Genomic DNA, 12,635 nt, shown 5'->3' with positions numbered 1-12,635 from the left:
AATCATTGGACAATGAGCTAGGCGCTTTAGGACGATCAAAAGAAAAACGCAGCGACTGCATGTTAGTGACCTTAGCGCTGGTGCTGGATGGTTCTGGGTTTATCAAAAAGAGTCAGTTGTTTAAGGGCAATGTTTCTGAGCCAAAAACATTAGAGGAAATGGTTAAACCTTGTAGCAAAGAGGCTATAGTAGTTATGGATGCCGGTATTGCTACAGAGGACAATATCCAATGGTTGACAGAGCATGGTTATAAGTATTTGGTGATATCACGTAAACGTAATTTATCCTTACCAGAGGACATTTCAGATGTTGTTGTCAAAGAAGATCAGGATAACAAGGTCACTACCTATTTAGTTAAGCCGTCAGATGGCGACGAGGTAGAACTGTATTGCCATTCGCAGGGGATGGAGAGCAAAGGTAGTGCGATGTATGAGAAATTTAAACAACGATTTATTGAGGAATTAGAAAAGGTAAAAATAGGCTTAAGCAAAAAAGGCTGCACCAAGAAATATGATAAAGTCTGCGAAAAGCTGGGAAGATTAAAAGAAAAATACAGCAAAGTAGCGAGTCATTTTGAGTTAGAGTTAAAAGCAGATGCCAACAAAGAAAATGCCTTATCCTTGACTTGGCATGACAAGGAAACTCGAGCGAATAAAAACAAGGGGATTTACTGCATTCGTACCAATCAAACCCATTTAAATAATCAACAAATATGGCAAACCTATCGCATGCTCAATGATATTGAAGCTGCCTTTAGAGTATTAAAAAGTGACTTAGGGATGCGTCCTGTTTATCATCAAACCACAGAGCGCATAAGTGGTCATATTTTTATTAGTATACTTGCCTATCATATTTTGCATTGCATCCGTTTCCAGCTTAAGAAAGTGGACATCCATGATAGCTGGGAGACTATTTTGTTAAAATTAAGCACGCATTATCGTGTCACGACAACTATGCAAACCAAGGAAGGGAAAACCTTACATATTCGTAAGTCAACTAAGCCCAATCATGATCAGGCTAAGATTTATAAAGCCTGTAATGCGCCAGCTATTCCACTAAAGCAGATCATTACAACGCTATAGCGCATCGATCACGTCTTCACAAAAAATCAAAAAATCAAAAAAAACACAAAAAATCTGTAGTGCCTTAACTCAACTTTGTGTATGGCTCAATGCCTTATGCTGTCTACGTTTCAGAAATTTTGCTTACCAAGTTGGGTAAAGTTTTTGCTGGTTCTAACAGATAGCAGCCTGGTAATGAGTGTTTTGCATGAAGCACTTGATCGCTTTGGCAATCCTGAGATTTTTAACACTGACCAAGGCAGTCAATATACCTCGCATATACATACTGAGGCATTATCCAGTAGAGGTATTACTATCTCAATGGATGGTAAAGGGCGAACTACTGATAGCATTTGTATTGAGCGTTTTTGGCGCAGTGCAAAATGCGAGCGAATTTATCTTAATGAATATGGTTCTTTACCTGAGCTTAGGTCTGATCTTGCTAATTATATTGATTTTTATAATCATCGTAGATTCCATGAGAGCTTGGGATACAAAAAACCAATGAATGTGGACAAAGAAGGTGCTATTGACTTTAAAGGTCAGGCGCAAAAAACATTGCAGGTTGCATGACATGTGTAGGAATAAGAATTTTTAAAAAACTGTATTGACATTTTGGGGTAGAATAATTTGAGATTATAGGTTTAACTGAACTATGGTAGTGATTTTTTGTTACCTATTGAATGCAGAATGGTTAATCTCTTTTGATTTTAAAATGTTTGAAAACTTTGCCATATACGGCTTTGAGATGGCTCCCCGAGACGGACTTGAACCGCCGACCCAGTGATTAACAGTCACTTGCTCTACCGACTGAGCTATCGGGGAATGCCTTAACGAGAGGGGATTCTATAGGCGATGCGTTTGCGAGTCAATAGCTTTTATTTAAAAAAAGAGAATATTTACCAAGTTGATGAAAACATGGTCATTTTAAGAGTTTGAGTGCTTGAGTGAAATGATTTGAGTATCCTTTAAAAGACGTTATGATGTGGCAAAGTTAGCGAGTTAATAAAAGTGAGTTTTATGCACTATGACGTTTCATTAGATCAAATTTCTGATATCAATACACGCCGTAAAACTTTGAATAAGCAACACGCCGCATTGGTTATTATTGAGATGCAAAATGTTTTCCACGGCGAGATTATTTCGGATAAACAAATAAATCATGTTAAACAGTTAATTGCATTTGCAGACCAGCATCACATTAAAAAGATATTTGTGCGCCATAATGATAGCTCGCAAACCTCAGAAAATATGATTCAGTGGTGGGGTGGCGATCAAATTGTTAAAGACAGTGAAGCGTGGCAAATTATTGATGAGTTTGATCTAACGGGGGCTGAAATTGTTGATAAGAGTCAATATAGTGCCTTTTATCAAACAAACCTTGATAAGATCTTACAAGATCATCAAATTAAAGATGTGATTATTTGTGGTGTGATGACAAACTGTTGTTGTGAGACAACAACTAGAGATGCCTTTATGCGTGGTTATAACGCTTTTTTTGTCAGCGATGCGACGGCAACAGTTAATGCTGACTTGCACTTAGCGGCAATTAAGAATATTGCATTTGGATTCGCGCAGGTAATCGACACTAAATGCCTAATTTCCTCTTGAGATCAGGCGCTACAGTATCAACAGCATTATCGTTGTTTAATTGATTCTCAAGGCTATAAATCACCAGCTGTATTTAGTTTTTCAGGGATAAGATTTGTGAAATTCTATTCACATTCACATAAAAAGTTTGGAGAGTTAGGTGCGCAATATGATGACGTACTTAGCATGAATCCTTTTAATGAATAAAATGTATCAGTAATCTTTAGTCATCTTTATATTGTTTAAATCCTCATCAGTTTTTCATACCATAATCATCAGGTCAAGCGCTACTGAGCGTTGATGAACATAAGCAATGATTGTTTAATACAGGATGAGGTAATCGTTATATGTTGCAGGAAAGTACACTACAAAAAATCATACAATTTTCATATCGCTATAAGAAAATTCTACAAACGCGTATTACGGCACTAAACGCTCTGAATATAGAAAGTTGTTTGATGTTTTTTGCTGATAGTGATGGCAAATTGTTAATGCTAGGAATGCAAGAACAGTTTATTAAAGATATGGTAAGTGCTAAATCGGCTCTTTTACCTGACTTATTTAAGCTATCAAAAATTGAGTTTAGTAATGAGTCATCAACATTAGCGCATTTATTGAGCTTGAAGCAGCAATATATCTCTAATGTAAACAATGCTTTTTCTTATGTCGAACCCTATAACAACGGCATTTTGATTTCGATTTTCTTTAGTACGGATATGAGCAATAGCCAACTCATGAGTGGCATTGATGAAATCAATACTTTCATTGATTGTGTGAAAAAAGAATTAACAACAACTGCATGTAGTTACCTTGAGAAGATCGAGTCCAATAGTGATCTTGCAGCATATGTGGAAAGCTATTTCTCACAAGAGCAAGTAAAGCTGTTTCCCAAGGAATATATATCTAGCGAAGGTGTACGCATGTCACCAAAAGAAGCAGAATGTTTGACACTTTATATGCATGGTGCCAGTTATCAGGAAATAGCAGATCGATTGTTTATTTCCAAACACACGGTGAGTAATCATCTGAAGATGATCAAGAGTAAGTTTAATATCAGCACGCCATTACAGCTGGTATATCTATTTAAACTTATCTCAGGTATTTATTCATCAAGCAATAAACTCATTTATGTTTAATCAAAGCAAGGTTTATTAAGATATGAGTGAAGCGATAAAAAGTATATTGCACAACCCTATTTGCCTTTTGATTTTAGGCTTAGGTGGTTTTTGGTTGCTTGTGCAGGCAATTCAAAAAATTTACAAAAAATTTATTCAAAATTCGGTTAAGTTAAAGAAGCTTTGGCTTAGCCTAAAAAGCGTGTTTACCTCAAATAGTGGCATTAAAAGTTTTAAACTATTTAAGCAGGATTTGCCATTTGCATTAAGAAGAAAAATGAAGCTTTGCCAGTATTATTTGCATATTAATTTGGCAGAGAAAGGCAGTGTGGTAAAGCACACACAGTTTGAGCATTTTCGTCGTCAATTTTATTTGAAATATAAACCAGATGGTTTGGATAATTATTTTATTGACAATAAGTCATTTATCTATGAAATCGGGCAAGCGCGTCTTGATGAAGATGATAAATTAGAAGTTCTTTTATTAAAGCGCCTATGGAAGAAGATCTTTCGTGGGCAGATTCCTACGATTATTATTAGTCTTGATGTTGATAAGCTTTTGCAGCAAAGCAGTGATGATTTGCAGAATCTAGCGCAACTTATCCGTGCAAAAATTGATGTCATGCAAAAGATTAAAAAACGTCGTCTACCAGTTTGTATACAGTTATCACACACCAAGATGACTGAAGAATCTAGTGCTCTATCGATGGAGCTTCAAAATATATGTATGTATCAGCCAAATGAAGGTGGGCAGCTACTAGAAGTGTTTGCCGATAAACTGATGGCATTAAAAAGTCGATTGATTAATGTTGAAGATAGTCATATTTTTATGAATCAGCTATTGATACTGGATGGGATTAGGCAATCTTTGGAGGCAATGCATGTTATTGTTGATACATTGCACTATGAGAACCAAGTGACATTAACACCAAAAATTCAGGCATTATTTCTGGCGCAAGCAGCGCAGGGCACACCAAATATCTTGACGTTAACGTATAAGAAGATACGACAGCCTATTTCACTATTTCGATTATCAGCAAGTACATTAAGTGCTGGGCTCATTGGCTTTATGATATTTTACGCTTCCAAATTACAAAGCAGACAAGTGGCTTTTGATCATACGGCAAATACGGTTGCGAATTTAGTGCAAAATAAGCAAATTTCATTAAATGATTTTGCTGACAAGATGCAAAAAATCACACTGGATTATCAACAAGATATTGCCAGTACACCTATTGCTGATATTTATCCGCAATTTATTTTAATGCATGGAATCAAGCAGAAAATTGCTAATAGCATATATCAAAGCAATATAAAACCATTGATTGAGCAATCAACGAGCGATGTTCAATTAGCTGCATTGCTATTGATTACACATGTAACCAAGCAGAATGAGCGTGATTTTATTCTGCATTATGCCAATGTTTTTTCAAGTTTAAGTCAGCTACCAGAAAAAACGATCCGCTTGTATATTAAATATAATGATAGAGTTCCTACAGATGAATTTACAGGACAATCAATCGATGCGATTCCGTTGGATGATAGTGACAGCTATCAATCTGTTATGGTGGCAATCAATATTATGTTGCAGGATAGTGCGATTAAAATATCGGATATCAAACATTTTTATCGGGCGATTTATGATCGTTTTGCATCTAAAATTATACTTAAATCAGCGCTGTATCAATTTCTACCTGCGATGCAGTCACATTTGTCACACAATGAACTAAAGTTTTTGCAGCAATTTATTGATAGATTGGGTTCACAGGAGCAAGAGCAAGCACAAAATGCGACTTACCTAAACTTGATTAAACTATTAGCCAATGAGCCTGATTTTGCAGTGGCTAAGGCGCGAGATTTTTCAGATTTGTTAAATGCGATAAGCACAACTATTGTAGAAGGGCAAAGTAGCAACTTGCCTAAGGCATATGGTAGTGATCAATTTAGTTATGGCAATTGGCAGCAAATGATTGTGCGTGCAAAAATTAATACGCTTATTGACGAGTATACACATCACTCAGGTAATTTGTTTTTGTCTAAACATACAGATCCTAACCAAGGATCAACATTATTGTCAGCAAATAATCAGGTCGCTTCAAGTTTCACGGGTAATTATATACAAAATGTGGTTATTCCAGATATTGAAGCCTACAAGCATCTAGTGGCTAAATTAAGCCAAGAGCATATTGATACCACACAGTTGCAGAAAGTCTTTAATCAATCGATTGATCAGTATACGCAGCGCTATATTGAAGCCTATAACCAATTGATCACTCACTTTGACTACAATATAACGAGTGTTGCTGCATTAAAAGTTGCTTTATATAACATGAAGCAACCAAGCTCACCATTATTGGCATTAATTACACAAATCAATAGTAATACAAACTTTGATAAAAACATGCTGAAATATGACTTTATAAAGCAAATTAGTCAAAGCTTTGCAAGCTACCATCAGCTGCAGAATTTCGATAGCTTATTATTGGGGATAAGCACCAGCAAACAAAACAGTAACGCAGGATTAAGTGGCTATATCAATATTATCTCAACACTGCGTAATCAACTGTTATATCAAGATCAAGATAGTCACTTAGTCAATAGTGACGGCATGTCTGCCTTGGCAAATCAAGCATTGGCGATTTATTTAGATTCATCAAGCTCTTATATGCGTTTGACAAACAATGAGCTTGATAAAATCCACATGCCTATAGCGCAGCGTAAGCCATTTGTTCAGATATTTTCAGTGGTATATATGTTAGGAATGCAGCAAGTAGCTAATTATTTTGATACGGTTTGGACTGAGAAGTTGGCGAATATGGTTGATACGATTGAAAACAGCTTTCCAATGCGTTTAACGGCGTCACAGACGATGTCACCTAAAGTATTAACTAGTCTATTGTCACCAAAAGATGGGCAATTTTGGGATTTGTTTAAGCAAAAATTCGCACAAGTGTTTGTGAACAAAAATGGCATCTGGCAGATGAGAAAAGTGCCTTATGCAGGCGCCTTGAATTTGGCGAGTATTCTTCAAGATGTGCAGCAAATGCAATATATCAGCAATGCACTTTGGAGTAGTGACGGCAAGCCAAAGCCGCTACAAATTATGCTTCAAGCAGAACCATTTTACCAAAAGAAATTAGCAAGCAACTATATCAAGATGACTTACCTTTCATTAAACAACAATTCTGTTGTTGGCATAGACGCAAAACCGCTACAACAAGCCATTGAATATGATTGGTGGAAACCTGCGGAGGTGAGCATTGGCGTGGTATTAAACAACTCGACGAATCAAACGATCAGCAATAATGGAAACTGGGCGTTGTACCAATTGGTGAATCAATCGGTTACGGGGAATAATGGCCTGATGACTTGGTATATTCCAGTGAATGGACATAAAGTACCAGTAGCATTTAGCGCGCAAAATATGATTTTCCCATTATCATAAGGTAAGACAGATTATGGCGCGTGTGTTATCAAATAAAACCTTACATAATCTGCAGCAGCATGCAAAGAAATTTAGCTTAAGCTATTTGCTGCAGCAGCTGTTTATGCTCGGTTTTGATATTCAAAATATTGAATTTGAAAGTGTTGAAAGCAGTGCTTTTCATACACACACGATTGCTTACTTACATTATGTTGACGCTCAAATAATCATTGGTGTGAATTTAGGATGGCTTGCAGCGCAGTCCAAGCTCAAAGATATTGGCTTTTCAGAGGACTTTTTGCAAAGTAAAACATTTGCGCAATATGCTAACCAATGGTTGAAACATATATTGATGTTATTGCATTTGGACTTAATGGTGGAGTCAAAGGATGCGTTTAACGCCATTACTGAGAATAATACTTTGGCATTAAACTCCTATGCTGAGCTTCATTACCAAGTAGCAAGCCTTTTCCCTGAGTATTATTTTGATCTTAAGGTTAATCATGCGAATTCTTTAGTAAGACCAAAACAGATGATTTTAGGACAAGCCATATTGTCTGACCAACATGGGCAGATAGGTCATGTGATTTTTGAAGCAAAAAACAGAATTCAAATCACTTTAAATATTGAAGAAGGTTTAAGTGAGTATGAGATCGTGCGTATTACCCAGCTTTTGCAGGCAAAATGGTGCGCGCACTATGGTAGTTTTTGGCATGGCTATCTTTTGCAATTACATATGAGATTATTGACAAATCAAGAGAGCACCTATTTATCAAGTAGGTTGACGACTACGACAAAACTAAATGCAAGACAGCAGTTGCTCTTTGAGCAAGAACTATAAATCCGGAGATAATAACAAATGAGAAAGATACTACATAAAAGTAAATTATTGATTGTTGCATTTGCTGTGTTGTCATTAGGTGGTTGTGCAATGTTTAGCACTTCACCGACGCTAACACTTAAAATGCATCTAGATAACAATAGTAATAATAGTCAAATTTTGACCGTGTTAGCAGCGCCGATGTCCGAGCAAAGCTTTATCAATACAGATTATGAGAAAGCGTTAAGCTTGGTGGGCAAATCAAGCTCACATACCGTAACGCTCACACCGGATAACTTTGCTGATGGTGATTATGTGTATAAGGTGCCAGCAAATGAACATCAAGGCATGGGTATTTTTGTGTTCTATACCAATGTGGCGAGCAATACGCAGTGGAAACAATATATTCCTGAAGCCTATGGCAAGAAGTATGAAGTGACAATAGGTAAAGATAGTCTATCGAATTTTAGCGCTTAGGAGGCAAAGAAGATGCAACAGGATTTTTTGATTTGGAAAGATATTAGTCAGCTGATTTTGAAATCAGAGTCATATGGCAAGGAGATTGATAATCTGGCGAATGTTGATATTGAAGAAACGATTGAGACAAGAGCTTTTTTTCGCAATGCATTACATCAGATAGCGCAAAAAGTGGAGTGTCTACACAATGCAAAGATTGCTAAATATACAAGTTTTGGCATAGCTGTGTGGCTAGATGAGATACTCGCTGGGATCTATGAGTATGCAGCACACCCTTGGCCTAGCTTGCAAAAGGAGCTTTTTGAGACGACTGAAGGTGGGGTTAAGTTTTACGAATATGTCGATGATGTATTAGCAAACCCATTTTACCCTAAGTTTATCTATGAGCTGTATTACTGCATGCTAACAGGTGGGTTTAAAGGCAAATATCCTGCGGAATCAGAGCGTTATGCAATTGCTAATTATATTAATAAGCTTAAGGAAATGTTGCAGTTTGAGCATGAGAAGCCATTGTTAGAAAGTAATGATTTATCAATACCTTTGGTAACAAAAAGCAGATATTTACGTGTGGCTAATAAAGTCAAGCAATGCTTTAGACAGCACTTAGGCTTGATCTTAGGCGGATGTGTTGCTTTAACATATTTGTTATGCGGTGTTTTAGTCTATTTCTAATCTAAGGAGTCTCTATGCAAGATGTATTAGCACAGAAATTTATCCAGCTTCAGTCTGTATTGGAAAGCGATGTCAAAGATCTTAAAAGAGATGTTTTGCAGTATATCTATAATGCACGTCTTAGGTCGTTTAATACAAGAATTCCCTATTTACAAAGTGCTATTCCATATAAGCTGTTTACTGAGATTAAGCTCAAGCCGTCACAGGTAAATGCTGTGGATTTATTATTGAGTGATCGCATTGAAGCATTAACCAAAGATGGTCAAAAATGCACATTGCATCCGATGTTTAATACACAAATCTTGCCTTGTGAAATCACAAATCGCAGAAGTGATGGTGATAAGATATATTTGAGTCTAAATAACTTGTCTGGCTTTTTTTATCTTGATCAAAACCATATTGATATTTGGTGTTTTGATGAGAATGAAATCCTTGCTAGTAATTACTTTGATGTACTTAAAGAAGCTGAATTCTCGCTAGAATTTACACTGCAAGGTGAGAAAAGAACAAAAAGAGCAGTTGTTGAGAAGCTTCATTATGCCTATATGCATCCACATGAATATTTAAAAGATCAATTAAGAGATAGACGGTTTTATCAAGGATTACGATTGCAGTTTAATAACGACTTTTATGAAGAGGAAATTAAATCAATAGAGCTTGTTATCGATTTTAAAGGGAAAATGATTGATGTCGAAGAAGGTATATCACTGATTAAGGTTAATCACCTGCCATTGATCAACTATCATATTGATTATGCATTACCCATTCGGGTCGATGGCTCCAAAGATAGTTATCCGATTATTTTAAACCATGAAAAAAATGATTTGTTGTTGCGAGAGCTTGAAGTTAGTTTGATTCAAGAGACCAAAACTACACGTTTATATCCTCAAAGTAGCTGTGGTTATGGTGAGCCAAGCTATACTTTAGTGCCTGCTGAGAAATCAATGCATCAAAGATATACGCACATACAGTTTCATAATATCCCATTTGAGCCTGGGATGCAGGCTCAAATAAAGGCTGCATGGCACAGTGGTTATCGCCAGCTAGGCAGACTAGAAAGCTTTAATATTCCCTCTAAACCGATTGAGTCATTAAAGTTGGCTCCAATCGTGAGCTTGGAGGCCTCTGCTTCTGTTGTCTTAGACTTTTACGCAATGCAACTGATTCAAAAATTAAGTTACAAGAGAAATATTTTGCATAAAGATTTACTCGACTTAGTCACTGAAATTTTACCACTGCAATATCAACAAGAAAAATTGACACACTTGATAGCATATTTACGAGATGTTGAAGATCAAATTGTGCATATGAATAATGCTAAAGAGATTAGTTTTTGTAAGGATACTGCGCTCAATCGCTATTTAAATACGATGTTTAAGATATTAGTGCAGTTTAAAAATCAGCTGTAAAGAAAGAGGCTATTTTGGCTATACTCAGTCAGATATATTCTTATTAAAATATGATCTACTAGTAAATAAAATAAAGTCACTTTGAAATCGCAGACATATGATTAAATTTATGATCACTCATGATGAGAACTCAATGCTAAAGCAGGAAATAATATGAGTAATGAGCTAACAATTTTAATAAGAATACGTCCTACTTTTTATCAACAGGCTGTTAATGCAGGTCGGTATTATTTAAATGCTGCCTGTTCTTATGCAAGTAGTTATTTTAAACCTTGTGATGAAGATCAAAGAGATCAAACGCTTTCAAATAGTTTGAGCAAAAACTATAAAGGGTTAAAAAACTTTATTACCTTAGATCTTCATCCTAAAAACTTTGAGTTTTATGAGGAGCAATATTTTAGGGGGTGGTTGAACTATTATTACTATCGCAAAAAACTGGATCCATATACACGTATTAGAATACTTGTGCTAGGGCATGGCGCACCAGATAAAAGCAAAATGCATTCGGATGTTGGTGGAGCAATCGATTGCCAACTAGTTGCTAATTGTATTTACCATTGCTATAAAACATTTAGAAATAAAGCTGTTCAAGAAACAGTGATTGAGGTGGTTTCATGCTCGGCAGCATCGGGGCGATCAGACTCTATTCATGAGAAAGTTTGTAAGATGTTGCAATCTAAAAAAGATTTTTATGGTTCGGTTAGATCTAGCTTGTTTGTATATACTTTAGATCATCAGGCCAATCATGGTGCGGTGGTTTCATTAAGTAATGATGATGGAGTGACAGTTACACAATATACACTTTACTGCCCAATTTTACAAACGACTTCAATTCAAGGCGCTCAATGCAACCACGCTTATATGGAAAGGGACAATCATAGCTATAAAAGTTTTGGTGCACAGCAGAATGGTTTGGCTCACTGGAGAGATATTAACGCCGTTTTTAGCATACTTAAATCAGTGTATACATCAGTATATGATCTTGAATTAACTGAGGATACAAAAGATGAGGTGAAATATATTTATGATGTGTTTATTGAAATAGTTAAAGCGTTTGAGCTTTTATTCGAGCAAAGACCGTCACATATGCTAAATGAGGCATCAGCTAGCAGAAAGCTTGCTTATGCAAGTCATTTAATTGAGCAAGGAATAAGTAAAAAACAAATACCATTAAATCTGGAAGTATTAAAAGAATCTAATTTGTTAATTTATATGTTGATGTCAAGGTTGCTTTTAAAAGATAAAAAATACCATCAAAGGATATCTAAATATCATGAGTACGACACTGATTTTAAAGATGTATTAATCAGTGTTTTAGAGAATATTTCGGCATCATCAAAATTATTAGGGCAGCACAGAATTTATGATATTTGTCGAAGACACTACTTAAGCGTCAAAAGCCAGATGGTTTAATGCTTTATAGAGGCATTTGATTGAGTGTTTTTTACAGATTGTAGGAAGTTTGGTATGTGGTTGCGGTAAAAAAAGGTTCACAGAAACTAATTATTATTTCGCAAGTTATGTACTTATGATTCGAATTTGGGTTTGTTAAAAAAATATGGGAGTCGTTTTATGGAATGTTATAGTTGTGGATATATATCGGAAACAAAATATACATGCTCAGTTTGCGGTAAGCATCTATGGCGAGTACCTGAAGAAAGTAGTAGCTCAAGGGTGAGTGGTGGGCGAGAATTTTGTATTCCTGATCCACAAAGACCACAATCTTTATTTCATCAGAATCTAATGCAGCAGCGCTCTTGCTCACCTGCAGCTAGTCGCTATCATAGTGGTGGTTATTCTGCTAGAAGTGCGCACTCTTATGAGCAACACCATAGAGTAGTCCATAGGCGTGCACAAACGCCCAGTTCAAGGTGCTTTCGTGAAGATTCAGCCGCGGATAAAATTAAAAGCGGTATGCGTGCAACCGAAAATCTGGCTACTGCTGCTAAAATGGTACAGACCACAGGGAATGCTGTTCGTGGTGGATATAATGCAAGGTATCAAGGTGACCAAGTTCCTAGCCATTCCAAAGGTTGGGGGAGTTAAATGCTGGAACTTTTGCTTTAG

The 12,635-nt window shown here is 36.3% G+C and carries 11 protein-coding genes and 1 tRNA gene; 11 read left to right on the top strand and 1 reads right to left on the bottom strand.

The annotated features are described in order from the left end of the window. On the top strand, positions 1-1,082 hold a 1,082-nt coding region (locus DNJ75_RS05785), incomplete at its 5' end, for an IS1634 family transposase (protein ID WP_157968227.1). A gap of 81 nt (positions 1,083-1,163) precedes the next feature. Further along, positions 1,164-1,634 carry an integrase core domain-containing protein gene (locus DNJ75_RS05780; protein ID WP_117002241.1) on the top strand — a complete coding sequence of 157 codons (471 nt, stop codon included), beginning with the start codon at positions 1,164-1,166 and terminating at the stop codon, positions 1,632-1,634. A gap of 176 nt (positions 1,635-1,810) precedes the next feature. Here the strand turns inward: DNJ75_RS05780 and DNJ75_RS05775 are convergent. Then, a tRNA-Asn gene (locus DNJ75_RS05775) sits at positions 1,811-1,886 on the bottom strand. A 195-nt stretch (positions 1,887-2,081) separates the two neighbouring features. Between DNJ75_RS05775 and DNJ75_RS05770 the strand changes: the two genes are divergently transcribed. From DNJ75_RS05770 to DNJ75_RS05730, 9 genes are all read left to right on the top strand, one after another. Further along, positions 2,082-2,672: an isochorismatase family protein gene (locus DNJ75_RS05770; protein ID WP_117002240.1), complete on the top strand. Its 591-nt coding sequence runs from the start codon at positions 2,082-2,084 to the stop codon at positions 2,670-2,672. Positions 2,673-2,998: 326 nt separating this feature from the next. Next, a complete protein-coding gene (locus DNJ75_RS05765; protein ID WP_117002239.1) occupies positions 2,999-3,787 on the top strand; it encodes a LuxR C-terminal-related transcriptional regulator in 789 nt (262 codons plus the stop codon). 22 nt (positions 3,788-3,809) lie between these two features. Continuing rightward, positions 3,810-7,211: a hypothetical protein gene (locus DNJ75_RS05760; protein WP_117002238.1), complete on the top strand. Its 3,402-nt coding sequence runs from the start codon at positions 3,810-3,812 to the stop codon at positions 7,209-7,211. Between the two features lie 13 nt (positions 7,212-7,224). After that, complete coding sequence (locus DNJ75_RS05755; RefSeq protein WP_117002237.1) at positions 7,225-8,031, top strand: hypothetical protein; 807 nt, start codon at positions 7,225-7,227, stop codon at positions 8,029-8,031. An 18-nt stretch (positions 8,032-8,049) separates the two neighbouring features. Beyond that, positions 8,050-8,487: a hypothetical protein gene (locus DNJ75_RS05750; RefSeq protein ID WP_117002236.1), complete on the top strand. Its 438-nt coding sequence runs from the start codon at positions 8,050-8,052 to the stop codon at positions 8,485-8,487. A gap of 12 nt (positions 8,488-8,499) precedes the next feature. Next, complete coding sequence (locus tag DNJ75_RS05745) at positions 8,500-9,159, top strand: DotU family type IV/VI secretion system protein (RefSeq protein ID WP_117002235.1); 660 nt, start codon at positions 8,500-8,502, stop codon at positions 9,157-9,159. Between the two features lie 14 nt (positions 9,160-9,173). After that, positions 9,174-10,568, top strand: coding sequence for a type VI secretion system baseplate subunit TssF/IglH (gene iglH / locus DNJ75_RS05740; RefSeq protein ID WP_117002234.1), 1,395 nt, complete (start codon positions 9,174-9,176; stop codon positions 10,566-10,568). A 153-nt stretch (positions 10,569-10,721) separates the two neighbouring features. After that, positions 10,722-11,981, top strand: a complete 1,260-nt coding sequence (locus DNJ75_RS05735; protein WP_117002233.1) for a hypothetical protein — start codon at positions 10,722-10,724, stop codon at positions 11,979-11,981. Positions 11,982-12,140: 159 nt separating this feature from the next. Next, a complete protein-coding gene (locus DNJ75_RS05730; protein ID WP_150469001.1) occupies positions 12,141-12,614 on the top strand; it encodes a hypothetical protein in 474 nt (157 codons plus the stop codon). The last annotated feature ends 21 nt before the right edge of the window (positions 12,615-12,635 follow it).

The sequence above is a fragment of the Cysteiniphilum litorale genome (assembly GCF_003428165.1).
In the GTDB taxonomy this organism is placed as follows: domain Bacteria; phylum Pseudomonadota; class Gammaproteobacteria; order Francisellales; family Francisellaceae; genus Caedibacter; species Caedibacter litoralis.
Note: the sequence above shows the minus strand (reverse complement) of the source record. Positions and strands in the feature narration are given on the sequence as shown.